Genomic DNA, 23,929 nt, shown 5'->3' with positions numbered 1-23,929 from the left:
GAGCGACCAAATGAACATGCATATCAATGACGCTCAGCAGGTCGCGATGAGCTTTCTCATCCGTCAGGCTGCGTTGATCGAGCCTACCGTCTACGCGATCCGCTATCAGGATATCCAGTATCCCCAGTTGATCCCTGTGGACACGTCAGCGCCGGAATGGATTCAGTCTGTTACCTACTTCTCCATGGACGGCGTCGGACAGGCGCAGTGGTTCCACGGTGAAGCGCAGGACGTTCCAAAGGTCGGCTTGACCCGTGAGAAGTTCGAAACCGGCGTCTCCATGGCGGCGATTGGCTACGGCTACAATCTCGAAGAACTCGGGACAGCCCAACTGCTCGGCATGAACCTCACCAACGATAAGGCTTCTTTGGCCCGACGCATTGCTGAGGAAAAGATTGATCAGGTTGCGTTCGTTGGTGACGCTGGCAAGGGCTTTACTGGCCTCGTGAATGCCTCATCGCCAACAGCCACCACGGCTCCGGCTGACGGCACGGGTTCATCGACTACCTTCGCCAGCAAAACGCCTGATCAGGTTCTTCGCGACATCAATGGCCAGTTGACCGGGATGTTTACCGGCACCTTGGGCGGCGAAATCGCGGATACGCTTCTGATGCCGTATTCGGTGATGCTGGACCTGTCCACGCGCCGGATCGACGCGGTAAACCAGACCACAATTCTGGAATGGATCGAGCGGAACAACATTTACACCCGGACAACGGGCCAAGCGCTCACAATCCGTGGCGTGTTCGGCTTCTTGGATACTGCTGGCGCTGGCGGCACAAAGCGCATGGTCGCTTACCGCCGCTCGCCTGACGTGCTGAAAATGCACATTCCGATGCCGTTCCGGTTCCTTCCGGCTTGGCAGACTGGTCCGATGCGCTTTGACGTCCCCGGCATCTTCCGTCTGGGTGGCGTGGACATCCGCCGTCCGAAGGCTGTTCGCTATCTCGATGGCATCTAAGGAGGACTGACTATGAAGGTCACCAACACACAAGCCGGACCACGCGGCGTCAATACCATCAAAGGTCCGGTTCTGGTGGAGCCGGGCGAAACGGCGGATGTGGAAATCTTTGAACGTGAAAAGGAGCATCTGGAAGCAACCGGATGGTTCACGGTTGAAGGCGATTACACACCCGACCGTAAAACAGACAAATTGTCTGATTTGAACTCTGCCGCCCCCGAGGCAAGCGCAAAGATCACCGAGCTTGAAAGTCACATTGAGGTGCTTCAAGAGCGCGTCGAGTGGCAGTCCAATGCTCTTGTGACCCTTCGTAGCGACTCAGACGCCAAGGCGTTTGGCTTTGAAACCGAAAAGCGCTCGCTTATGTCCAAGGTAACCGAACTGGAAAGCGAAAAGATTGCTCTGGCAAGTGAGCTGGAAAGTCTTCGTGCTTCATCCCAGAAACAGCCAGCACCGGACCGTGAAGCACTGAAAAAGCAGGCGGCTGACCTCGGTGTGTCCTACGCGCACAACGTCACTGACGCCAAGCTGAAAGAGCTGGTCGACGCAAAGCTGGCGTCAAATTCCGGCTCGGCCTCCTAACAAAACAGGCCCCGGTTCGCCGGGGTCTCTTACCCCAACAGGAGCCACGACAATGGCCAAAGTCACGTCCAAACATGATGCTGTTCTGCATCTGCCGAGCGGTCCGTCTATCCGTCCCGGCGCTACCGTTAACGTTCCGGAATGGGACACTGTAAAGGACTCCGACATTGTAAAAGCTTGGCTGGCAGCCGAGGTGATCACCGTCGAAGAAGCCGAAGACGAAAAGCCGAAAGACACCAAGACCGAGAAGTGATCACGATGGCCTATGTTCAGCCCACACCAGCAACGTTCAAGGCGCGGTTCCCGCAATTCATTCCGGTCAACGACACGCTTGTTCAACTGGTGCTGGATGAGGCCATCGGTAAGGTCGGTGAAAGCTGGCTGGAGCGCGACCGCGTACCTGCGCAGCTCTACCTTACGGCGCATTTGCTGACCATTGAAGGCGAACCAGATCGGGCCATGGGCAAGGCGGGCAACATCGCACTCACAGGCCCTATGAAAAGCCGCAAGGTGGGCGATGTCGAGGTGACGTATGCCGGCGTTTCTGGATCGGGCAGTTCGGCTACTGGCGTTGACGCCCTCTATGGTGGCACCACCTACGGGCAACAGTTTCTAGCCTTGATGCGCATGAACTTCGCCGGGCCGCTGGTGGTCTGATGGGGTTCACGGTCAAGGTTAAGCGGGTCCAGCATGTAAAGCTCCCCGCCAAGGTGCCGGGACCGCGACAAATCAAGGTAGGCTTCCCAGCCGGTGAAGCCGATAGCGACAACATCCAGAAGGCCGTCTGGAATGAGTTTGGCACGAAGGGCGGCGCATCAGGCGGCGGCTGGGGTGGACCAATTCCAGAGCGGCCATTCATGCGCAACTCCATGCGTGAAAACCAGAGCAAGTATGGATCGGCGCTGAAAGCATCGGCTGCGAAGATCCTGCGCGGCGAAACCAACACAAAGCAGGTGCTGTCGAAGCTCGGCATTCTGGCACAAGGCGACATTCAAGAGGAAATCACCTCGCTCGCAAGCCCGCCAAACAGCCCGGTCACGATAGCGCTTAAGGGATCGTCAAACCCGCTGATTGATTCCGGTGAGATGCGCGGTGCTGTTACTTGGAAGGTTCACAAATGATCGACGTTGCGATTGCCATCGATGAGGAAGCAGTGGCCGTCACGCACGAGCCGCGTGCGCCGGGTGCTTACGTTCCCGGTGGTCGCTATGTCGAGGGTGAGGCAACGCCGGTGATCATTCAAGCGACCATACAGCCGACAACCGGTCGCCAGTTGATGGACATGCCCGAGGGTGTGCGTACAGAAGCGCGCTGGATGGCATGGAGCCGTTCGGAAGTGTCGGAAGACGATCACATCACCCACATGGGCAAGCGCTATCGGGTGTTGTTCCTGTGGCCTCGTTTCGAAGGTGCGTTCTACCGGTTCGCGCTGGGCTTGGAGAAGCGGAATGACGAATGATGCTGTCATTGACGCCGTAGCCAAGTGGGTCGAGTCACGGACCAACCTCGTGACAATCCGGGCGCATGAAGGGGGCAAGTCGCCGCCACTTCCGTACGTCATGGTCTCGTTTCTGGGCATGGATGATGTCCGCCAGCACGAGCAGGACGTGGAATACTTCGATGAGTACGGCAACCAGCTAATTTTGGTCGCTGATAACACACTTCTGACCGCAGATAACGCCACGTCGACAGGCGATGAGGTCACCGAATCCGAGGTGCAAGCTGTTCCGGTTGTCGAAACTGAATGGCGCTTCTCGATCCATGCTTACGGCTCGGATGATGTGACCGGACTGCTGCGCCCCGTGCGGGCTGCGGCGCGGCTTAGTCAGACCATGGAGCCCATGTTTCCGTCTCTGGTGGTTCACCGAATATCACAGGTCCGCAACGTCCCGGACTGGATCAACAACCAATGGCAGCCGCGAGGGCAAATGGACCTCTATGTCCGTGGGATGATCCGCGACGGCATGCTGATCGACGTGATCGAGCAGGCAAGTTTCATCCACATCCGCGCCGAATAATCCGCCCTGACAGGGCATTTTCTGAAAGGGCCACGTAATGGCAAAGATACCCTACAGCAGAGTCGTCAATGTCTCGCTGTCCCGAAATGACAAGTCCCCCAGCCGCCGGGGGTTTGGTACGGCGCTGCTGATCCAGCCCACGGCAATTGCAGGGCAGGTGGATGCGAGCCGCCGGGTGAAGGCCTATGGCACGCTCGATGAGGTCGCAGCGGACTTCGTGACCACCACGGATGCCTACAAGGCGGCTGCGGAAGCGTTCTCGCAGAACCCGCGCCCCTTGCAGATCAAGATTGCGTATTACGATCCGACCGTCGCGGCCAACGCCGCGGGCCTGACGGCGCAGTTGAACCTGATCTACGACTATGACCCGGACTTCTACTTCGTGACCGTGGACAGCAGTTTGCGCGACACGCCAAAGCTTGACGGTCTTGTGTCGTGGGTGCAGTCCAAGAACAAGCAGACCTTCATCGATAGCAACGATCCGCTGATGCTGGTTGCGTCCAACACGACAAACATTGCAGCACGGTTCAAAGGCACGGTTGATCGCACCTCGGTGTTCTACCATTCGGACCCAGCTGAATGGCCTTCCATCGCGCTTGCTGCCAAGCTGGGCACGTTCAACTTTGACGATGCCAACAGCGCATACACAGCGAAGTTCAAGACGCTTGACGGTGTGGCTGCGGTGAACATCGCATCGGCCGCCCTGACCGCTGTTACGGGCTTTGTGCCGGGTATCGGACAGGACAAGGTGTCCGGTCATTGCGCCAACACCTACATCGATATCGGCGGGCGCAACTTCGTCACAGAAGGCTCTACGCTGACACCGAACACTTTCATCGATGAGGTTCACGCAACGGACTGGATCGTAGCGCGGACAGAGGAAGCCATGCTTGGCATCTTCCTGAACAATGCCCGTGTGCCCTTCACTGATGCTGGTTTGCAGCAGGTCGCATCTGCGGCGCGGCAGGTCATGCAGGCGGCAACCCGTGCCGGTCTGGTGGCGAACGATGTGAACCCGTCAACGGGCGATTATCAAGCGGCTGTGACGATCACAGTGCCATCCGTGTTCGATGTGCCAGAAAGCCAGCGTAAGGCGCGTGTTGCCCCGGCCATCGCGGTTAACTTCCGCTACGCGGGCGCGGTTCACTACGCCACCGTCAACTACACCATGCGTTTCTAAGGATCATAGAACATGGCAACCACAACCGCATATTCCATGATCAATGTCGTTGCTACAGTTGATGGCCAGAGGGTCATCGGTCTGTGGGACGGCGATGACGCAATCGCAGTATCGAACGGTACAGACATCGGAACCGGACTTATTGGTGCCGATGGCTCCGGCATCTTTTCGCAGTCTGCGGACCGCTCGGCCACAATCAGTCTTAAGCTCCAGCACACCAGCCCAACACACCGGCTCTTGTCGCAAAAGCTGAAACGCCAGCGTGCGCTCGGCGTGGTTTCGACAGCGTTCCCGTTCTCGGTCGTAGACGCGGCCAGCAATGAGGGTGGCGTGGCAGACAAATGCTTCATTCAGCAGGCCCCAGCCGACAACAAAGGCACCAACGCCAACGTTCGCGAATGGTTGTTGTGGACCGCTGAATGGAACCCTGAAATCCCGAACGCCTGATAGGAGAGCATCTTGGCTGAGAAGAAAATCAACGGGCGCACGTTCAAGGTTGCGCCCATGCTTGCCATTGAAGCCGTCGTCATGCAGGCGCGCTTGATGCAGTTGCTTGGCGGCGCACTGGACCGGTTGCCGGAAATCCTTGCCGGACGCAACGACAAGGCCACGGATGAAATGAAGGCCAAGTCCGATGCGATGGCGGTGGCCGCGTTCACTGACATCTTCAAGCATCTGGACCCGCGTGAGTTCGGCAAGCTGGTGAAGGATATCGTTGAACTGGCGTCGATCCAGCGCGAGTCCGGCACATACGATCCGGTCGACATGGACGGCGATTTCACAGGCAACCTGAAAGACCTGATCCCGGTTGTTATCTTCGTTTTGGGTGAGCAGTTCGGGGATTTTTTTTCCGGCGCCCTGGCCAGTGGCAATCTAAGCCGGGTGGCGCGGGCTTAAATCAGAACGAGGTTGAGCGTGTCGCGCCCAACCTCAATATGTTCCTGTGGCGTCCTATCCTTGCCGAACCGCCGTTGTACGACATGCTGGCATTGCGGCAGTGGGTGACATTGCGGGATGTGATGGACGCGCATGAAGCGCTGGATTTGAAGGCGGCTTTGAACGAGCGTGCAAATGCGAAGTGATTTACTTGCCGCGAACCTTCGCCAATGTCGCATTTGATGTTCTGCCCCCACAGATCGGACACCGGTAGGCTTGAAGGCCTGAAAAGAATGTCACGAGGAACCACACTGGAATCCAAAATCCTACGGTTATGACCGATAGAATTAGGTGCAAAATGTGGTTGGGTTTGTTTCGCTCCGCCAGCACGTACCGTGCGTCTGTAGCGCAATACCTTTGCTTCTTTTCAACAGCCATCGTTCCTCGCTTCCTGCCTGATATTCGGAATATGGCGTTCTCCTAAGGATGTAGCAACCCATGATCATTGATGAACTGGTCGCCATTCTTGGTTACGACATTCAAGGTGAAGCCAACCTCAAGAAGTTCACAGCAGGCATTGAGACGGCTGCGGCTAAACTGGTCTCGTTTGCGGCGGTCGCCACTGCGGCTGCGGCTGGTGCAATGACGCTCTTGGGCAAGAATGTCATATCCACCTCAGCGACGTTCGAAAGCTATGCCGCTACCCTTGAAACCATTGAAGGATCAGCGGAGAAGGCGAAAGCCTCTCTGGATTGGGTTGCGAACTTTGGCAAGACCACGCCTTACGAAGTGGGCGAGGTGACAGAAGCGTTCGTCCGGCTCAAGGCTTACGGCCTAGACCCCATGGACGGCACACTGTCGGCTGTGGGTGACGCTGCAAGCGCCATGGGCAAAGGTTTGATGCAGGGCGTTGAAGCCATTGCAGACGCGGCCACGGGCGAATTTGAGCGGCTGAAAGAGTTCGGCATCAAGTCTAAGGCTGCGGGTGACGATGTCACATTCTCGTGGTCCAAAAACGGCAAGGAACTGACGAAGACCGTCAAGAAAAACAGCACGGAAATCACGAAGTTCCTGAAAGAGAACTTTGGCGACCGCTTCAATGGCGCCATGGAGAAGCAGTCCAAGACCTTCAACGGCATTGTCTCGAACTTGCAAGACACATGGGTGGACTTCCAGCGCCGTATAGGTGATGCGGGGTTCTTCGATGCGGTCAAAAACCAGCTTGGACGCCTTACTTCATTTATTGATAGGCTGGACGAGGACGGGACAATTGACCGATGGGCGAAGAACCTGTCGGACGGGTTTGTCTGGGCGACAGACGTGATCGGTAGCGCCTTTACTGTGATGCAGCGCAACTTCGCCACGCTTTCCCAGATCATAGATGAAAACAAGGGTGTGTTCGAAGCCTTCAAGTGGGCGCTGGTGGCCTTGGCTGCTTATGTGTTCCCGATCACGGCGGTTATCGTCGCGCTGGGCTTGGCGCTTGAAGACTTCCTGACCTACATGCGCGGCGGTGAGAGCGTTATAGGCGCGTTCATCGAATGGATGAAGCAACTACCGTCCACGCTGTCCGATACGTTTGGTGAGCTGTTTCCAAAGGCTATAGCAGCCTTTCAGAACATCATCGGTGCCATCCAGAACCAGAACTGGTTAGCGCTGGGGCAGAATATCGCCCGGTTCTTCTTGGATGGCGTTCGGGAAATAGGCACGAACCTTGTTCGCCTGATCACTGATAGTGTCTCATCGGTTGACTGGTCTGGTATCGGCCTGCAAATCGCCAATGGTTTGATGACGGGAATCAAGGGGCTTGTCGGCTTTCTGGCGGGCTTCTGGAGCGAGGTGGCGTCTGATGCAATCAAGACGTTTTCTACGCTGGGCTCTGCCATGGGCCAAGCTATCTTCGATGGTTTGAAAGCGTGGGGTGCGTCTATCCAAGCTTGGTTTGCAAATCTCATTCCAAACATCAATCTTGGCGGCGCTGGTACGGGCGGAGACGGTTCCACACCGGGGCGATTTGACCTGTCGCTCAACCCAGATGATCAGCGCAAGCGCAATCTTGCCGGTGCGCAAGACGCTGCCGCAAGGGCTATCGAGAACTACCGAAACAATACCGTTCGGCAGAGCGGTGGGTCGGCGGCAACGGCAGTGGCGAACGATAACAGCCAGGACAACCGCAACCAGTCCGTGGTGATCAACTCAACAGTCAACCAGACGGTAACGCAAGCTACAGCAGCACCGGGCGCAGCAGCACAGGCAACAGGCGCGGCAGTATCCGGCGCTGTCGGCGCGGCTCGTGTAGAACAAGGACCGGCATTCTGATGAGCATGATCGCGTTTTCCCGTGTGATTGGCCCGGTGCCTATCTCGTGCATCGTGTCGGAGAAGCACCGGAGCCGGATTGAGGTCACAGAGCTGCCCGTCGAAAACGGGTCGAGGATCACGGATCACGCCTTCCTCTTGCCCAAAGAGGTAACATTGGAGGTGGCTGACAATAACGCGGCCGCCACACATGCAGCGTTGGTGCGCTTTCAAGAAAGCCGTGTACCTTTCACGCTGGTGACGGGTCTTAAGGTCTACAAAAACATGCTGATCACGGAAATCAGTCCAGAGCGGGACTCGAAGTTCTCGCGGGTGCTTCGCTGCACGGTGGACCTGAAAGAGGTGATCATCGTCAGCACGTCCTATGCAGCCTCGCCAGACGGTAAGGACAGTAGTCAAGCATCTGGCAAGCCCGGCGGCGAGAAAAGCAGCAAGGCGGCGTCTCCTGACCCTTCACGGGCATCTGGTAGCGCCACACAGGATCGAGCAACCTCAACGGTGCAGCAAGGCGACAAGGCAACGGTTACGGAGCGGGATCAATCCTTGCTTTCCAAATGGACAGGGATCGGCGCGAAATGATTTCCTTTACGGTATCCGATCAAGCCGACCAGCAGTTTTCAGCGGTGGTGAGCAACCGGCGCATCACGCTCCGGCTGCGATACAATCCAACGAACGACCGATGGTCTTTCGATCTGTCGATTGATGATACGCCAGTGCTTCATGGCCGGCGCATCGTCATTGGCGTTGATTTGCTCGCGGCGTTTGACTTCGGCGTGGGTGTGATCTTCGCGGCTCCGGTGGTGGAGGGTGCAGAACCTAACCGGGTCCAGTTGCCGAACGGCAGTGTCAAGTTGCTTCACGCGACACAGGAAGAGGCGGCGGCAGCCTCTGCATAAGAGGGATTCATGCTTCAATACTTACGCAAGATTAGAGCGACGTTCAACGGTGGTTTGACGGTCAACGCGGGCAACAGCCAGTCACACCAATTGAAGATCGGCTTCAACATCGACAAGGGCGTATCCAGTTCGCCAAACACGGCGGACATTGAGATATGGAACCTCAACGAAAGCCACCGAAATTCAATCGGCAAAGAGCTGGACACGATCACACTCGAAGCCGGGTACATGCCTCCGGGTGAGCAAGGCAATGTCGGCATCATTTTCAAAGGTGCAATCCGCGACGTAGAACACCGCCGGGAAGGCGCGGATATCGTCAGCAAGATCATATGCGGCGACGGTGATAAGGCGCTGCGCAAGGCAACCATTTCCAAGTCCTACAAGAAAGGCACCCCTGTCAAAGAGGTTGTCGAGGACATTTACAAGGAACTGGAGAAGGACGGTGTGAAGCGTGGGGAATGGAAGTTTCCCGATGACATGCCAGAAACCTATCCCAGACCATACGCCATGTGTGGGTCCTGTCGGCGTGAACTTGATACCATCGGGCGCGGCATGGGCTTCTACTGGAATATCCAGAATGAAACCATGGAGATCATACCGGGCGACGGGTACGTGGGCGGCGTGGTGCTGCTATCGGCCCAGACCGGTTTGATTGATGCGCCGACGATCACAGACAACGGCGTCCGCGTCACCGCTTTGCTCAATCCTGAAATCAGGCCGAACCGGCGTGTGCAGGTGATCAGCGAAACGCTCCAGATGAACGGCGAGAACGGCATGTTCCGGGTCTCGACATGCACCTATTCCGGCGACAATCGAGATGGTGACTTCAAGGTGGAAATACACGGCGAAGCGCTTCAAGGCGGCAAGGTCGATCAAGGCAAAATCGGCAAGCGCAAAAAGCGAAAAGCCAAGACATAGGAGGCGTTCATGCCGGGATATCTGGGGAAGGCCACCAACGGTGCACGCGATGTCATTGGACAGCAGATAGAAGCCGACAGAGAAGCCATGCTGGGGCCGATACCGGGGCAGGTGGTGGATTATGACCCCGCCAGCGGAACGGCCACTGTGCAGCCTCTCTATCGGCCTGTGCACAACGGCGAGCAGGTTGATATGCCTGTCCTATACGAGGTGCCGGTGGACATGCCGCGCACGGGTAATGCAGGCATCACGTTTCCGGTCCCGGCAGGCACTAAGGTTATGCTCACACCGCAAATGCGAAGCATGGACAACTACGACACGGGCGAAGGTCGGTATGCTTTCGACAGCCGGTCCTTTGCACTGTCTGACATGCGCGCCTCGATCTCTGGCGGCGACAGCTTGGCCGATCCATTGCCTAACGTGGATCCGGACAATTTCCACATCCGGTTCGACCCAGAAGGCCAATACGGAGTTCGAGGAAGCCCGGAGGGAAAAATCGCCATCGAGGGTGCGGAAGGCAACGTCTACCTAATCCTGGCGGAGTTCATGGAGCTGGTGGCGTCGGATCAATTGCAGATCAATTACGGCTCATCGGCAGGCACAGGCCACCAATTGCAGAACCGCGCGCAGCTGATTGAGTTGGCCGCGAAAGTAAGGGCGATGGCGCTATGACTGAACGTGTAGGGCTGGCCATTGATGAAACCACCAATGACCTGAGATTGACCGCTGACGGCAATCTGGCGCTGGTGCAGGATGCAGAGACCGTAGGTCAACACGCTCGCCAGCGGCTGAATACGCACGAAGGCGAATGGTTTCTTGATACGACAGCCGGTGTTCCTTGGCTGAACAACATCCTCGGGTCTGGTTATGACCCGGCACTGGCCGAAGGCGTCGTGAAGGCGGAGATACTGGACACGGACGGCGTTGAGGAAATCACCTCATTCTCTGTTCGGTTCGACCGCTCCACACGCGGGCTTGTGATCCACGGCGTCAACGTCCGAACTGAATATGATATAGAGGTTGAAGTATGACCGATTACGGCGTTGTTTCGACGGGATTTTCGCGCAAGCCGCTATCCGTGATCCTGTCTGAGATCGAAGCCAGCAACATCACGATATTCGGTCCCGGTCTGGTGCAGACGTCACAGTCGCCTATGGGGCAATTGAACGGGCTGCGTGCCGATTTGATCACACAAGCATGGGAAATGTTCGAGGACGTCTATCAGTCCTACGATCCAGATCAGGCGGACGGCACGCGGCTGGATATTCTGGCCCGCCTGCGGCTGATCACTCGGCAATCAGGTGAAACAGATGCGTCGTTGCGGTCTGCAATATCGAACGCCGGTCTGGCCAATACCCGGGATGCTGACTTCTACCGCGCTGTGGTAAATGTCGACGGCGTGACCTATGCCAAGATTTACGCGAATGACGACAACACCATTGATGCAAACGGTCTGGATCCACACAGCGTGAGCGTGGCCGTGCTGGGCGGCGATGATGTGGAAATTGCAACGGTCGCGCGCCAGTACATCGTCCCCGGCATTTCGTCGTTCGGCAATACGGCGGTATCAACCACGGTCGGCGGGTTTTGCCGCTCTATGAGGCTTTTACGGCCTGATGAGGTGCCAATCACGCTTGCACTCACTGTATCGAAGCAGAACGGTGCGAACGGTTGCCCACCACCATCAAATGCGGCCATTGCTCAAGCGCTTTGGCTACAGTTCAACGCGGCTGCAACGCGTCCTGACAACGGGCAGGACATCACGCTTCACATGATCCGAACCTATGTGTCATGCGCGTACCCGAACGTTCAGATCATGGACATTGACGGTGGCAGGGTAGGCGGCGCTCAAGGTGATCTGCCTATCAGCATCGGTTTTGCAGAGATTGCCACGCTCGGACTGAACGCGATCACCATCACGGCGGTATGACATGCCTTACACTCATCTGGACGCATGGCTTGATACTGCTGACAGTAGCACGGCTGATGCTTCCTCGACGGCACTGACGGCAGACACCGGCGGATTGTCTGGCCCGGCTTTGATCGAAGAACGGATCAACCGGATACTGACGCAATACCGGGAAAGCCCTCGGCTTCTGGGCATCCTTCGAAATGATCTTGAAGCGGTCGCGGACATCATCGTCGCCAGCTTTTCACTGCCGGATGCGTTCGACATCAACAGCGCGACCGGTGATCAATTGACCCTTGTCGGCAAGCGTCTGGGCTGGCCACGTTGCCACTGCGTTTGCACCATTCAGCCGGTGTTTGGATTCTCGTGCGGGCAGGTGACGCCAAACCAGCCAATCGTTGGGTTCTGCGAAGGTGGTTCATGGTTCGGCTGCAATGAGGCGGGCACGACAGATTACTGCTTTGCCGACGATGAGGTCTATCGCAATTACCTGCTGGCGCGCCGGTATCAGGCGTTACAGCTTTGGGACATAGAAAGCCTTCAAGACGCGGCTGCCCATCTGTGGGGCGACAGTGCTTCGGTGGTCAACATGGGTGGTGGTCGCGTGGCCGTATCGCCGGGCCGTTCGCTTACACTTGCAGAGCAGACAGAGTTGCCGCTGGCCTTCCGAGTCCTGCCAATCGCACCGGGCATCAAGCCCCACGTATCGTTGAACGCCGGTCCGGTCTTCGGGTTCGGCGCTGGCTGGGCTGGCCTTTGCGAAAGCGCGGAATGGTTCTGCCCAACACCGATCGATCCTTACACCTGCTCATAGGAGTGGCTAAATGCCGTTATTCACAAAAGGGGTTGCTCCTTGGAACAGCCTCGATGACAACACGCGTGCGCCGCTCGCTTCTGAACTTGAAGGCGGCTATCCATGCGGGCAGGCTGACCAAAGCCTGTTCAATTTCACAACCGGCTATCCGTGGGGGCAGATACACAACGTTCTGCTGAGTTCGGCGGTATCGGTTGACTATCCGAACCTTCTCCAGCTTGCGCAGGCTATCCAGTCGCAGAAGATGAACTACACGGTTGCGGCAGGATCAACCAATGCGCTGACTGTCGCTTTGACCCCTGCACTGGAGTCTTATCAGGACGGTGTGCTTATCCGCATGAAGGTAAGGATAACCAATACCGGCCCTGCAACGTTGAGGGTTGGTACGCTGGCAACCCTGCCAATCGTGCGCGCCGACGGTTCGCCTTTGCAGCGTTCGGACCTCATTGCCGATCAGGTTGTTGATCTGGTCTGCACCGGCACAGCGTTTCAGGTGTCGGGTCTCAAAACCATTGATCTGCCCAGCCGTAATCTGTGGTCCAAAACCACGGCTGGCGCTGGCAGCTTCGTTGTACCTGTAGGCGTCTTCAAAATCTTCGCTCGGGTTGTCGGCGGTGGCGGTGGTGCTGCGGGTGTCGGTCAGTACGCAGACGGATCGGCCAAATGCTCGGGCGGCGGTGGCGCTGGTGGGTATGCTGAAAAATGGATCGATGTTGTTCCCNGTGAACAACAATGGTAGCCCCGGCCAGAATGGGGGCAGCACCACTCTGACTGCTAACGGCACCATTATCTCAGCTACCGGCGGGGAACAGGGTTCCGGTGCCACCACTGTCGCAGGTGGTTACGGCGGCATTGGCTCCGGTGGTGATTTGAATTTCGCTGGTGGGTTTGGAACCGATGGTGCGCCCGTAAATGGTGTCTATGGCGGTAACGGCGGCGCTGGTGCGTTCGGTGGTGGCGGTCGATCCGGCACAAACGGCGGTATCAATGGCGTTTCTCCCGGCTCTGGCGGCGGTGCGCACTACGGTTATTGGGCTGCAAACGGCAAGGGTGGCAATGGCGCTGACGGCGCAGTCATCATTCAGTATTAAGGGAACGGTCATGAAGTACGCCAGAATTGCAAATGACATCGTGGCCGAAGTGGTTGATCTACCGGACGACATGGCGGTGACAGATCTGTTTCACCCGGACATCGCGAAAACGATGTTTGAAGCACCAGCGGATGTAGACCAAGGGTGGTCATACATCGAAGGTGAATTCGCGCCTCCGACAGTTGAGGGCTTTGACCTCGACCAGATCAAGGCTGACTTGGCCGCAGCGGTTGATGCATCGGCGGAAGTGGCCCGGCTCAAATACATCACACCGGGTGCGGGGCAGGCCATGACCTACCAGCAGAAGGTTGATGAGGCCAAACGTCTACAAGCTGCTGAGGGCACACCGAAGGCGGCTGACTATCCCATGCTGTCGGCAGAGGTCGGCATTACCGGCAAGACGCTGGTAGCCGTTGGTGAAACCGTGCTGGCTTCCTTCGCACAATGGCAGCAGGTCGGCGCACAGATCGAAGGCTTGCGGCTGGGTGCCAAGGCCAAGATCGGCGCTGCCAAATCCGAAAAGACAGTCCGGGCCGCAGCCGTGGTTGACTGGCCTTAATCCAAAAAATCAGGATACCCATCCATGGCTATTAAAACGATCAATGTTGGCGTCAAACCCAACGATGGGACCGGCGACCCTAATCGTGACGCATTCATCAAAGCGAACGACAATTTTCAGGAACTGTTTTCGAACACGGATGCCGCACAGGTAGCGACAGACGCTGAGGCTCTACAGGGCATTGACGATCTGCGGCGCATGACGCCAGCCAAGGTGCGCAAATTCGTTGAATCGTTCGTGGGTTCGGCAGGCCGCAAGGCAATCGAGTTCTTCGCGACGGCTACCGAACGCGATGCTATCAACGCGGCACTCACAGCCACCAATGCTACTGTTTCCACCCTTGCGGACTCTGTGCAGGGTGCAGCCGCAGGCAACGTCAGTGCCGTGTCGTGGTCTGTATTGAGTGCCATCGTTGGAACTCGTGTAGGGCAACCTGCGACTGTGGCTGATACGGACACCGGCACTCACACCGATCCGGTTGTGGGCGGCACTGTCTCCAACGCTGGTGAATACGCTTGGAGCGCAAGTCCGGCTGGATGGCGGTGGGTAAGCAACTCTGCCAGTCTCGTGAAGACTGCGGTGTCTCCATCCGCCCTTTATTTCGGCTCGTCTCCGATCTTGTCGGATTGGTTCGGGGATTACGGTCAAGCCAGAACCTTCTATGTCAACCGGACGTTTTTCGCCCGCACCTTGAAGGGCGCAACCTCGCTCACAATCGGCACTGACAGTGCACGTATCCCAGGCTATACGGAGCTACAGGTTTCCGGCACGACCACTCTGTACGGGGTTTTCATCAACCGCCTTACAGGTGAAATCACAGCGTTCGCACAGAACGCATTCCCGGTCTTGAACGATACGCAAGTGCACCTGTTTGACGTGCGGGGCGGCATCATCAGCAATGAAGATTACCCCGTCATTCCGATTGAGAATGGAATAGGTGGCTTGTACGCCTTCAATGCGTTCGTCATTGAAGAAAACAACACCATCCTTGTGCCGCGCGTATCGTGGAACAGCAGACTTTTCAGTTCGATCCGGCCTACTCCAGCAGGAATGTTCGAAAAGGAAGTAACAGGGTTTGCTTCGTCGGCAACCGGCCAAGTGCTTTACTTTGACCAGATCGCAGCAGCAAAAGGCATTGACCCATTCATCGTTGCGAGCAACCCGGCTTGGCCTGAAAGCGCAACAACGTTCCCGCTTGTCAGCAAGGCAGGCAGCGCGTCCCCGTATGCGTCGCCAAAGGGAGTTCCGCTTATCGGTGCGGTTCCGGGCGGCAGTGTTCCAAACCAAGCCAATATGGGCAAGAACGCAGTCGAGCGCGCTACTCTGCTTTACCGCACCACCTTACCCTGTGACATCACAAATGCCGACTTGATTGCACTCGGGTTCACTCGTGGCGTTAACGACACGACTTACTACACGCCTTACTACGGGAACGCCCTCAAGGATCCAACTGCCGGCGCTCTTTTGCATGCTCGCTTCTATGTGCAAAGTGATGCAGACAACAACTTCCCTGTTATGCAGGCGCGTTGGTTGGACGCGAATGGTGCCACCATAACCACGGTGACGGCATCTATCGAAAAGCAGATCGGCCTACGGGCAGCAAGCTATTTCGTTCGGGGTGCAATCCCAGACGGCGCGACAGGCGTATGGTTTGGAACCATTGCAGCCGCGAACCGGGATATTCGTCTGTGTGGCTTGCAAATGCACAGCGGGGCTCGCGTTCCACTGTGGATCCTGCGGTCTGATTATCCGGCACCTGTTGACGCGTCTGGAAGCGACCCAACCACAAACCCGGCTGTCAAGCAGGCGATACTGCTTGCTGGCGACAAATCAGACGGGAAGCTTCTATACCCGAGCGAAATGTTCTTGATAGAAGGACGGGAGCAGAAGCTGTACGGAGACCAGTTGTTTGAAACCCGTACGGACGGCCAAGACGTGTTTATGACGTTGGAAGCGCGTTCCATGATGGCAAACAACGAATGGCCTTTGCCAGCCTCCGGCAAGCGTGAATTGACCGTTAAAGGGGGCGCTCTTGCCGCGTCAACGGCTTTGGTCACCCGCACAATCAGCCAAGCGAGCAAGGATAACCGATCCCTGCGCGAACTGAACGTACGGACCGCCGGCCTGACTGCGCTGACCGGTTCGTCTTCGACGGCTCTGTTCATCGGCGACAGCCTGACTGAGTTCACTGGTTACCCGCAAGCGGCAGGTCGTGAATTGGCCAAGGCAGGCATGACACTGAACTTCACCGGCACGGTGGATATCAGAGAAGCTGATGCGGCAACTGGTGGACAGAACATCGTGAAGGGCGAAGGTCGCGGCAGTCGTGACATTCGCAACTACACCTATCAGGACGGTACGGGGGCTGCTGTTCCCTGTGATCCATTCCCAGACAGCTTTATCGCTACCTATCTGGCGATGAGCACAACGGACAAAAAGGCTTACAATCCGTTCCTACGGCCTGCTACCGGAGCGGACCCAGCGGACCGCGTGTTCAATGGGTACATCTTTGATATGCGGTTCTACCTGACCCGTTTTGGTCTGGCCGATCCGGCGATTGTCGTTTTCAATCTGGGTACGAACGACATCAATCACGGCGGGCTGCCTGCGCAGTCGGCTGCGGTTGCCACCGGCATCAAGGTTCTAATCGCTCAAACACTGTTGGCGTTGCCAAACGCTTATGTAGGGCTGGTGGTAAACCCGCTTCCCCGCACAGTGTCTGGTGACAGCAAATGGTCACAGCAGGTCATGCTTTACAAGATACTTCAAGCCGCCGCACTGGCGCGTACAGAACTTGATGGGGCAGGGCGTCCACGGGTATCGCTCATTCCGGCATATGCTCACTGCACGCCAGATACGGGCTATACTGAAACAGCAGGCGATACGGACCCCGCTACCGGTGCCAAGACTGTCTCAATGACCGATCCCCTGCACTATAAGGGAACCGTCAAAGAGCAGGTTGGGCGAGCTGTCGCGGCTTGGATTGCTTGCCGAAAGGTGGGGGCTTAGGCCCCCGCAACCTTTGCTTCACGCACATTCGTAATCCGTAGGGCCGCTTCCTCGGGCGTGATGCCAAGTTCGTTCAGAATAACCTCCACGTGATCCCAATACTCAGACGCCTGCGCTTCGTTGTAGCTTTCGATCTGGTAAACGGGAACCATCTCATATCCGAAAATGGCGTCGATGAGTTCCTTGATGCCATCGGGCGGTGTCTCAGGTCTTGTGGACTGATTTGTCATTATTCTCTCCTTGATAAAACGATGATTGCACGGGCACCCCACGGCATCAAGTGATGCTTGGTCCCTATGGTTCAAAGGACATCGCTATGAATTTCAACACATGGCTGCAAAGCCGGTTGACGGCGCACGGCTATCCAGTCGGTGCCATTGACGGGATTGTTGGCGGCAAGACAATTAAGGCGCTCTATAGCTTCCTGTCGGCAACGAAGCTCACAGACGGCGATTTCATTGAGATAGCCGCGAAGCTGGATGCCCAACCGGAAACCGCGCCCGCGCCTGTCTCTGGCGGAATGAAGACTAGCGCCAATGGCCGCAAGCTTATCGCGGAACACGAAGGCAATATGCTGACGGCCTATCAGGATAGCGTGGGGGTCTGGACAATCGGCGTGGGCCATACCTCTGCGGCCGGCGCACCTGTCGTCACCAAGGGCATGAAGATCACCGCCGCGCAGTCAGATGAAATCTTGTCGCGCGATCTGGCTAACACTGAGAAGGAAGTTCGCGACCTACTCAAAGTCGATGTGACGCAAAACGAGTTTGATGCGCTGGTGTCATTGGGTTTCAATATCGGCGGTACCGCGCTTGGCAAGTCAACATTGATACGCAAGCTGAACGCTGGCGACTGGGCGGGGGCAGCCGATCAGTTCCTTGTCTGGAACAAGGCCAAGGGCCGCGTACTCGCTGGCCTCACAAAGCGCCGCAAAGCTGAGCGTACACTCTTTCTCTCCAAGTAGGACGATTTACTATGAAAACCTTCTTTCTCGCTCTGTGGCCCGTACTGGAGCCGCTGGTAGCTCTGTTCGTCACCATTGTCGGTCCCGTGCTGGTGACATGGATTTCAGCACAGCTTATCGCTTTCCTTAAGATCAACAGCGAGGCTCGAAAAGCCGAGCTGGAAAAGACGGTGAGCGAGGCATTGCATCGGTCCATCGCCAACGGACTGAAAGCCGCTGTCACCAAGTTCAAAGCGGACTCGGTGTCTACGGTCATCATCAACGCAGCCGCCGACTACGTGGTTGCAAACAACCCGGATGCAATCAAGCGGTTCGATATCTCACCGGGCACGCTGAACGAGATGATCCTTTCGAAGGTGCCAGACGTTCTTGCCACAATCAACAAGGCAAACACGCCATGATCATCGTCCGCGTGTACCGAGGTGTTGCCGATCACTTCCCCATCCGGGTATCGGAATGGGTCATGGTATGGCCCGCCCTCGGCATGTGGCTGGCTTTGCAGATCGACATCAACATGTTCACCACATCGCCATCGTTTACCACTTTGGCGGAATGGGGCAGCCAAGGCACATGGGCGCTTGTCGTTGCAGCCAGTGCGATATGCAGACTGGCCGCGCTGACAATCAACGGCACGTTCAAGGGTTTCGCTTTCTCGCCGCAAATCCGGGCAGCGGCTTCAATCGTCGGCGTCGTTGTCTGGTCGCAGATCAGTTTGGGGTTCTTTGTTGCCTACATGAGTTCCGGCGGCGCTCTGTCTGGCGCTGTCGTTTGGTCTACGCTCGTACTTCTGGAAATCGCCAATGTGCACCGGTCATGGTCCGATGTCGGCAAGAATGCAAGGGATCGGTAAGCATGGACCTTGGCAGTCTCGACATTGAGAAATTGGCAAACGCAATCGTAGTGCTGGTCTGCGGGCTGGCAGCTGGGCTTGGCTTTAGGTCCGGGCGTAAAGGCACGGATAAAACCCCGCAAGCGTCTCCCGTTGGCACGGTAGAGGTCGCAGCGGCACTGGTGGACAATCGCGCTGTAGCGTCTCTCACGGGCGAGGTGGCAGCGCTCAATATCAATTTAATGGAAAGCCGGAAGGTGTCCTACGGGCATGCAGAACGGATCAACGCCAACCTACAGGATTTGACCGAAGCTGTCGAAAAACAGACAGCCGCGCTGGTCGGTCTCAAAGAGGAAATGATCCGGCGGCACTGACATAAACATTCTGAAAAAATCCCCCCGGTGGCCTTTATTGGTCGCCGGGGGTTTTTTGTCGTTTCAACTATCGCCGACCTCACCCGGCAACGCCTTCCGCCGCGTCAAATCCTTTATGCTGTAAACCGGTATGAACCCGGTGCGCTGTAGCGGCGACATGGCAGCCTTCAGTTCTTCCTTCTCACGCTCGGCTGTCTTGCACAGGAATAGCAGCGTCTCTATCGCAGCCAGCATATCGCCGCGATGATCACGAACGATAGATGAGGGGGACCATAGGTCAATTTCGTCTGGGGTGAATTTTTGGCGCACGTCTGCAATCTCCTGCGATGGTCACAGTAGCTGTGGTTTTGAACTGATGATGAATGCCGGCATCAGCGGCTTGATGTTCTCATCATGTTCTACTCGAAGGAAAGAGTCAAGCGAGTCGGCGGGATAGATGGGATTTAAGATGTCAGGTTCAGTGAACCTAGTGGGCGCTTCGTAGGGCGCTACCATAACAGTCAAATAAGTGTGCAATATCAGGTAGTTCCGATGGTGGTCGTGACAGGGATTGAACCTGTGACCCCTACGATGTCAACGTAGTGCTCTCCCGCTGAGCTACACGACCATTCGGTGAGGCGCATACACCACAAAACCCTTTGCCACGTCAAGTGTGCTTTTCAGAATTTTGTGATGTTTTTCGGTTTGTTAGGCGGCCAGCATCTTGTTCACTTCATCCACCAGATCACGCAGGTGGAAGGGCTTGGATAGCACCTTGGCGTCCTTCGGTGCCTTGGAATCCGGGTTGAGCGCTACAGCCGCAAAGCCGGTGATGAACATGACTTTCAGGTCCGGGTCCAGTTCGGTTGCGCGGCGCGCCAGTTCGATGCCATCCATTTCCGGCATGACGATATCGGTCAGCAGCAGGGAAAAAGGTTCTTCACGCAGCCGGTCATAGGCGCTTGCGCCATTGTCATAGGACAAGACCTTGTAACCTGCTTTTTCCAGCGCTTTGACCAGAAAGCGACGCATGTCGTTATCGTCTTCAGCTAGGAGAATTTTTTGACTCATGGGATTGGCCGCTGCTATTCTTTAAAAAGGATTTTCTGCCCGCACAAGACGGCATTTGGGTAAATATCCGATGAACGAAGCCGAATTCAAGGCCGCACACGCAACTGTGCGCCAATCTTAGGTTATCGTGATGGAAAGTCTGGACACAGCCATGCCAGACTGGCAACATGACAACCAGCCAGAGCATGTATAGCAGGGTATGATGACGGCGGAAATGTATGCCAGTGAGCCGTTCGATGTGTGCGAACCCGATGCACTTCGTCTGCCGATCGTGCTGAACTCGCCTCACAGCGGACGGGATTATCCGGCTGCTTTCCTCAACGCGTCCAGGCTGGATTCCCTGTCGATTCGCCGGTCGGAAGATCATTATGTCGATGAACTTTTCGCCCCTGCCGTGGCACTGGGCGCGCCGCTGCTGCGCGCACATTTTCCACGCGCCTATCTCGATGTGAACCGCGAGCCCTATGAACTCGACCCGCGCATGTTCGATTCGCCGCTGCCGCCCTACGCCAATGTCAGTTCCATGCGGGTGGCCGGTGGGCTTGGCACCATTCCACGCCTTGTGGCGGAAAACATGGATATTTACCGCAGCCGCCTGCCGCTCGCCGAGGCATTCGAGCGTATTGAGACAATCTACAAGCCCTACCACGCCTGCCTGCGGCGGCTGATCGCCCGCAGCCATGTCACCTTCGGTTTTGCCGTGCTGCTCGATTGCCATTCCATGCCCAGCAATGTGAGGCTTCCCCATCACACTCTTCGACCCGATATTATTGTGGGGGATCGTTACGGCACGAGTGCGTCGGCAGACCTGTCGCACTGCGCGGTGGCGCTTCTGGAGGAGCTCGGATTTTCCGTGGCGCGCAACAAGCCGTATGCCGGTGGTTTTATCACCGAGCATTATGGCAGGCCAGCGCGTGGGCTGCATGCCCTGCAACTGGAAATCAATCGGAGCCTCTACATCGATGAACTGACGCTGGAGAAAAAGCCGCAATTTGCAAGGCTCGCCGCCGATATGCTGACCTTCGTGGCGCAACTGGCTGAGCATGTAGAGATATTTGCCGATCAAAGCCGTCTGGCGGCGGAATAGATCGCTCTCAAAAATCAAACCAATAACCCTCAAGGCTTCTTCATGCTTCCAGATCGTGCTTTTTTCAATCAGCTTGCCGAAGCTGCCGCGGCAGAAACGCTGCCCCGGTTTCGTACCGGTATCAATGTGGTGAACAAGGAAGCCGCAGGCTTTGATCCGGTGACGGAAGGCGACCGCGCCGCAGAAACCGCCATTCGCGCGTTGATCAGCGAACGCTATCCCGAGCACGGTATTCTAGGTGAGGAACATGGCAGTGTGGGGCTGGACCGGGACTATGTCTGGGTAATTGATCCCATTGATGGCACCCGCGCCTTTATCTCCGGCCTGCCTGTCTGGGGTACGTTGATCGGCCTTTACCGCAACGGCAAGGCTGTGATGGGGATGATGGATCAGCCCTTTACGGGCGAGCGGTATTTTGCCGACAGCACCCATTCATTTTATGAAGGCCCGGGCGGCGCGCGGACGTTGACGAGCCGCAAGGGTGTGACGTTGGCGCAGGCCACGCTGTTTACCACGTCGCCACATTTGCATACGGGCGAAAACAAGGCCCGTTTTGATGCGCTTGAAAACACCGTGCAACTCAGCCGTTACGGCACGGACTGCTACGCATTTGCGCTTTTAGCATCCGGACATATCGATCTGGTGGTCGAATCTGGTCTGAAGCCCTATGATATCGGCGGGTTGATTGCGCTGATCGAGCAGGCGGGCGGTGTGGTAACCACATGGGATGGTAGCCCGGCGGAAATGGGCGGCGATATCGTGGCGGCAGGCAGTGTGGCCCTGCATGCGGAGGCACTGGCGCTGCTGAGAGGCTAAAGTCAGCTTCCCATACTGCCATCGTCCCCTTGTGTGCCAGGGATAAAGGCTTCTATAGCCGCCATCACCTGCGCGCGGTAGCGGTCCGCCTCCTGCAGCAGTTCGTGGCGTGCGCCGTCAATGGGGATGAGGTGTCCTGCCCGGAAATTGCGGGCAAACGCCTCGAAAACGGAGAGGGGCACCAACGGGTCCTGTCCCGGTGCCAGAACCAGCGTGGGAATATGAATGCGGGTAAGGTGGCCGCGCACCGTGACACGCCGGATGGCGCTCAACAACTCATGCAGCCACCGGCCGCTGGGTTGCGCCAGAAACAACTCGGGATGATGCTCCACAATCGCCATGTTTCGGGCGAAACGTTGGGGATCGGCGGTCAGGAGATTTCGCTCGAAACCAGCCTGTTGACGCTCCCGGCTAAGGGGCAGGGACCCAAGGCCGAGCATGCTGGTCATACGGGCCAGTACCGCAACCAGGCCCGGGCGAATGATCTGACCGCCGAGATGAATGAACGGCGCACAGAGCACCATGCGGTCGATCCGCCCTTCCAGTTCCGGTGCCAACGACAGCGCGACCAGACAGCCCATGGAATGGGCAAGAAGGAAAAACGGGCGGCGTGTATCCGGCAGCACGATGTGATCCATGAACAGCCGCAAATCGTCTTCATAGTCGGAAAAGCGCCGGACATGCCCCCGGCGCACATGCTTCATCAAACGATCCGACGCACCCTGTCCGCGCCAGTCGAAAGTAGCAACCCACAGACCCCGCGCGGTCAGGTCGCCAATTGTTTCATAGTATTTCTCGATTGTTTCATTGCGTCCCTGCAACACCAGCACGGTGCCGTGGCATATCTCCGTCTCGCTACGGAAAACTGCGTAGCGGAGGCGGCGGCCGTCACTGCCTTCGAAAGTGCCGGCATGGGCCTGCGGTGGAACGGGATTATCAGGCGTCGCGTGAAGCATAACAGTCATCATAAACCCGGAATGGTCGGTAAAGTGTGCCGCTAACAGGGTTAGGAGATCGCAGCGCATCCGTCAAAGAAAATGCTGTCCAAAAGCCTCTTGACGCTCGCCAAATCAATTCCCATCTCTTGGTTCACAGGCGCCGATACCGGGTCTGTTCACCGGTTTTGCACTCGCCTCGTGAAGGGAATGTGAAACCACCTATCGCAATTCGTCGCTCACTGGAGGACACCATGCGTCACGTTGATTTTTCCCCCCTGTACCGTTCCACGGTTGGTTTCGACCGCCTGTTCACCATGTTGGACAGCCTCGGCCAGCCAGATCAGGCCCAGACCTACCCACCCTACAACATTGAGCGCACCGGCGATAACACCTACCGCATCACTATGGCCGTTGCCGGTTTTGACCAGAGCGAACTGAGCATTGAAGCCCGTGAACAGACGCTGACCGTGAAGGGTGAAAAGGCCGACGACAAGGCCGATGAGATCGCTACACAGTTTCTGCATCGCGGTATTGCCAAGCGCGCGTTTGAGCGCCGCTTCCAGCTTGCCGATCATGTGGAAATCAGTGCCGCTTCGCTGAAGAACGGTCTTCTGCACATAGACCTGCTGCGCCAGATTCCCGAAGCTGCAAAGCCACGGAAGATTGCGATTACAGCGGCCAATGCAGAGCCCAAGCAGATTGAAGCCACCACGGCTGCTGCTTAAACGTTCGGTTGCAGT

General features: G+C 56.9%; 32 protein-coding genes, 1 tRNA gene and 1 pseudogene. 29 read left to right on the top strand and 5 right to left on the bottom strand.

What is annotated here, in order from left to right; genetic code table 11:
• Window positions 1-10 precede the first annotated feature (10 nt).
• The 22 genes and pseudogenes from IFT84_RS17475 to IFT84_RS17365 all read left to right on the top strand — a co-directional run bounded on the left by IFT84_RS17475 (window position 11) and on the right by IFT84_RS17365 (window position 17,131).
• Window positions 11-961, top strand: coding sequence for a DUF2184 domain-containing protein (locus IFT84_RS17475; RefSeq protein ID WP_192121731.1), 951 nt, complete (start codon window positions 11-13; stop codon window positions 959-961).
• Between the two features lie 12 nt (window positions 962-973).
• Window positions 974-1,543: a hypothetical protein gene (locus IFT84_RS17470; RefSeq protein WP_192121729.1), complete on the top strand. Its 570-nt coding sequence runs from the start codon at window positions 974-976 to the stop codon at window positions 1,541-1,543.
• A gap of 52 nt (window positions 1,544-1,595) precedes the next feature.
• Window positions 1,596-1,796 carry a hypothetical protein gene (locus IFT84_RS17465; RefSeq protein ID WP_192121726.1) on the top strand — a complete coding sequence of 67 codons (201 nt, stop codon included), beginning with the start codon at window positions 1,596-1,598 and terminating at the stop codon, window positions 1,794-1,796.
• A 5-nt stretch (window positions 1,797-1,801) separates the two neighbouring features.
• Window positions 1,802-2,200 carry a DUF4054 domain-containing protein gene (locus IFT84_RS17460; protein WP_192121724.1) on the top strand — a complete coding sequence of 133 codons (399 nt, stop codon included), beginning with the start codon at window positions 1,802-1,804 and terminating at the stop codon, window positions 2,198-2,200.
• Entirely contained in the window at window positions 2,200-2,664 is a 465-nt protein-coding gene (locus IFT84_RS17455; RefSeq protein WP_244651263.1) for a hypothetical protein, read from the top strand. The genes IFT84_RS17460 and IFT84_RS17455 overlap by 1 nt, the downstream gene beginning before the upstream one ends.
• Window positions 2,661-3,002, top strand: a complete 342-nt coding sequence (locus tag IFT84_RS17450; RefSeq protein WP_192121722.1) for a hypothetical protein — start codon at window positions 2,661-2,663, stop codon at window positions 3,000-3,002. Before IFT84_RS17455 ends, IFT84_RS17450 begins: the two co-directional genes overlap by 4 nt.
• On the top strand, window positions 2,992-3,561 hold the full coding sequence (locus IFT84_RS17445) for a phage neck terminator protein (RefSeq protein ID WP_192121720.1): 570 nt from the start codon (window positions 2,992-2,994) through the stop codon (window positions 3,559-3,561). The genes IFT84_RS17450 and IFT84_RS17445 overlap by 11 nt, the downstream gene beginning before the upstream one ends.
• Before the next feature lie 37 nt (window positions 3,562-3,598).
• Window positions 3,599-4,741, top strand: coding sequence for a DUF3383 family protein (locus IFT84_RS17440; RefSeq protein ID WP_192121718.1), 1,143 nt, complete (start codon window positions 3,599-3,601; stop codon window positions 4,739-4,741).
• Between the two features lie 12 nt (window positions 4,742-4,753).
• Window positions 4,754-5,188, top strand: a complete 435-nt coding sequence (locus tag IFT84_RS17435) for a phage structural protein (protein WP_192121716.1) — start codon at window positions 4,754-4,756, stop codon at window positions 5,186-5,188.
• Window positions 5,189-5,200: 12 nt separating this feature from the next.
• Entirely contained in the window at window positions 5,201-5,638 is a 438-nt protein-coding gene (locus IFT84_RS17430; protein ID WP_192121714.1) for a phage tail assembly chaperone, read from the top strand.
• Window positions 5,639-5,676: 38 nt separating this feature from the next.
• Window positions 5,677-5,823: a hypothetical protein gene (locus IFT84_RS17425; protein WP_192121712.1), complete on the top strand. Its 147-nt coding sequence runs from the start codon at window positions 5,677-5,679 to the stop codon at window positions 5,821-5,823.
• A gap of 292 nt (window positions 5,824-6,115) precedes the next feature.
• Entirely contained in the window at window positions 6,116-7,936 is a 1,821-nt protein-coding gene (locus IFT84_RS17420) for a tape measure protein (protein WP_192121710.1), read from the top strand.
• Complete coding sequence (locus tag IFT84_RS17415) at window positions 7,936-8,514, top strand: phage baseplate protein (RefSeq protein ID WP_192121708.1); 579 nt, start codon at window positions 7,936-7,938, stop codon at window positions 8,512-8,514. Before IFT84_RS17420 ends, IFT84_RS17415 begins: the two co-directional genes overlap by 1 nt.
• Window positions 8,511-8,831, top strand: coding sequence for a phage baseplate plug family protein (locus tag IFT84_RS17410; protein ID WP_192121706.1), 321 nt, complete (start codon window positions 8,511-8,513; stop codon window positions 8,829-8,831). The genes IFT84_RS17415 and IFT84_RS17410 overlap by 4 nt, the downstream gene beginning before the upstream one ends.
• A gap of 9 nt (window positions 8,832-8,840) precedes the next feature.
• Window positions 8,841-9,749, top strand: coding sequence for a phage protein (locus IFT84_RS17405; protein ID WP_192121704.1), 909 nt, complete (start codon window positions 8,841-8,843; stop codon window positions 9,747-9,749).
• 9 nt (window positions 9,750-9,758) lie between these two features.
• Window positions 9,759-10,421, top strand: a complete 663-nt coding sequence (locus tag IFT84_RS17400; RefSeq protein WP_192121702.1) for a Gp138 family membrane-puncturing spike protein — start codon at window positions 9,759-9,761, stop codon at window positions 10,419-10,421.
• Window positions 10,418-10,780 (top strand): hypothetical protein, encoded by a 363-nt coding sequence (locus tag IFT84_RS17395; RefSeq protein ID WP_192121699.1) that lies wholly within the window; start codon window positions 10,418-10,420, stop codon window positions 10,778-10,780. The genes IFT84_RS17400 and IFT84_RS17395 overlap by 4 nt, the downstream gene beginning before the upstream one ends.
• On the top strand, window positions 10,777-11,679 hold the full coding sequence (locus IFT84_RS17390) for a hypothetical protein (RefSeq protein WP_192121697.1): 903 nt from the start codon (window positions 10,777-10,779) through the stop codon (window positions 11,677-11,679). Before IFT84_RS17395 ends, IFT84_RS17390 begins: the two co-directional genes overlap by 4 nt.
• 1 nt (window position 11,680) lies before the next feature.
• Complete coding sequence (locus IFT84_RS17385; RefSeq protein WP_192121696.1) at window positions 11,681-12,472, top strand: DUF2612 domain-containing protein; 792 nt, start codon at window positions 11,681-11,683, stop codon at window positions 12,470-12,472.
• A 722-nt stretch (window positions 12,473-13,194) separates the two neighbouring features.
• Window positions 13,195-13,563: pseudogene (locus IFT84_RS17375) on the top strand (hypothetical protein); the annotation flags it as partial.
• A gap of 10 nt (window positions 13,564-13,573) precedes the next feature.
• The gene (locus IFT84_RS17370; protein WP_192121690.1) at window positions 13,574-14,122 is read left to right on the top strand and encodes a hypothetical protein; all 549 of its coding nucleotides are present in this window, start codon (window positions 13,574-13,576) and stop codon (window positions 14,120-14,122) included.
• Between the two features lie 24 nt (window positions 14,123-14,146).
• Complete coding sequence (locus IFT84_RS17365) at window positions 14,147-17,131, top strand: SGNH/GDSL hydrolase family protein (protein WP_192121688.1); 2,985 nt, start codon at window positions 14,147-14,149, stop codon at window positions 17,129-17,131.
• Here the strand turns inward: IFT84_RS17365 and IFT84_RS17360 are convergent.
• Entirely contained in the window at window positions 17,128-17,361 is a 234-nt protein-coding gene (locus IFT84_RS17360; RefSeq protein ID WP_192121686.1) for a hypothetical protein, read from the bottom strand. The genes IFT84_RS17365 and IFT84_RS17360 overlap by 4 nt on opposite strands.
• Window positions 17,362-17,447: 86 nt before the next feature.
• Here IFT84_RS17360 and IFT84_RS17355 point away from each other — a divergent pair, with 86 nt between their 5' ends.
• The 4 genes from IFT84_RS17355 to IFT84_RS17340 are packed head-to-tail and all read left to right on the top strand — an operon-like array spanning window position 17,448 to window position 19,298.
• A complete protein-coding gene (locus IFT84_RS17355; RefSeq protein ID WP_244651262.1) occupies window positions 17,448-18,095 on the top strand; it encodes a lysozyme in 648 nt (215 codons plus the stop codon).
• A gap of 11 nt (window positions 18,096-18,106) precedes the next feature.
• Complete coding sequence (locus IFT84_RS17350) at window positions 18,107-18,496, top strand: hypothetical protein (RefSeq protein ID WP_192121684.1); 390 nt, start codon at window positions 18,107-18,109, stop codon at window positions 18,494-18,496.
• Window positions 18,493-18,945 carry a hypothetical protein gene (locus IFT84_RS17345; RefSeq protein WP_192121682.1) on the top strand — a complete coding sequence of 151 codons (453 nt, stop codon included), beginning with the start codon at window positions 18,493-18,495 and terminating at the stop codon, window positions 18,943-18,945. Before IFT84_RS17350 ends, IFT84_RS17345 begins: the two co-directional genes overlap by 4 nt.
• Window positions 18,946-18,947: 2 nt before the next feature.
• Window positions 18,948-19,298: a hypothetical protein gene (locus tag IFT84_RS17340; RefSeq protein WP_192121680.1), complete on the top strand. Its 351-nt coding sequence runs from the start codon at window positions 18,948-18,950 to the stop codon at window positions 19,296-19,298.
• 63 nt (window positions 19,299-19,361) lie between these two features.
• On the opposite strand, the gene IFT84_RS17335 is transcribed toward IFT84_RS17340, so the two are convergent.
• The 3 genes from IFT84_RS17335 to cpdR1 form a co-directional block, all read right to left on the bottom strand.
• On the bottom strand, window positions 19,362-19,607 hold the full coding sequence (locus IFT84_RS17335; protein ID WP_192121678.1) for a hypothetical protein: 246 nt from the start codon (window positions 19,605-19,607) through the stop codon (window positions 19,362-19,364).
• 223 nt (window positions 19,608-19,830) lie between these two features.
• A tRNA-Val gene (locus IFT84_RS17330) sits at window positions 19,831-19,905 on the bottom strand.
• Between the two features lie 80 nt (window positions 19,906-19,985).
• On the bottom strand, window positions 19,986-20,348 hold the full coding sequence (gene cpdR1 / locus IFT84_RS17325; RefSeq protein WP_192121676.1) for a response regulator CpdR1: 363 nt from the start codon (window positions 20,346-20,348) through the stop codon (window positions 19,986-19,988).
• Between the two features lie 202 nt (window positions 20,349-20,550).
• On the opposite strand from cpdR1, the gene IFT84_RS17320 reads away from it, so the two are divergent.
• Both IFT84_RS17320 and hisN read left to right on the top strand, forming a co-directional pair.
• Window positions 20,551-21,435 (top strand): N-formylglutamate amidohydrolase, encoded by an 885-nt coding sequence (locus IFT84_RS17320; RefSeq protein ID WP_192121674.1) that lies wholly within the window; start codon window positions 20,551-20,553, stop codon window positions 21,433-21,435.
• Between the two features lie 42 nt (window positions 21,436-21,477).
• Window positions 21,478-22,251 carry a histidinol-phosphatase gene (hisN, locus tag IFT84_RS17315; RefSeq protein ID WP_192121672.1) on the top strand — a complete coding sequence of 258 codons (774 nt, stop codon included), beginning with the start codon at window positions 21,478-21,480 and terminating at the stop codon, window positions 22,249-22,251.
• A 2-nt stretch (window positions 22,252-22,253) separates the two neighbouring features.
• Here the strand turns inward: hisN and IFT84_RS17310 are convergent, their stop codons facing one another.
• Window positions 22,254-23,216, bottom strand: a complete 963-nt coding sequence (locus IFT84_RS17310) for an alpha/beta fold hydrolase (protein ID WP_192121670.1) — start codon at window positions 23,214-23,216, stop codon at window positions 22,254-22,256.
• Between the two features lie 224 nt (window positions 23,217-23,440).
• Between IFT84_RS17310 and IFT84_RS17305 the strand changes: the two genes are divergently transcribed.
• Window positions 23,441-23,914: an Hsp20 family protein gene (locus IFT84_RS17305; RefSeq protein WP_192121668.1), complete on the top strand. Its 474-nt coding sequence runs from the start codon at window positions 23,441-23,443 to the stop codon at window positions 23,912-23,914.
• Window positions 23,915-23,929 lie beyond the last annotated feature (15 nt).

Origin of the sequence: Rhizobium sp. CFBP 8762, from assembly GCF_014841565.1 — a bacterium.
GTDB lineage: Bacteria > Pseudomonadota > Alphaproteobacteria > Rhizobiales > Rhizobiaceae > CFBP-8762.
This window is presented reverse-complemented; position numbering and strand designations above follow the sequence as displayed.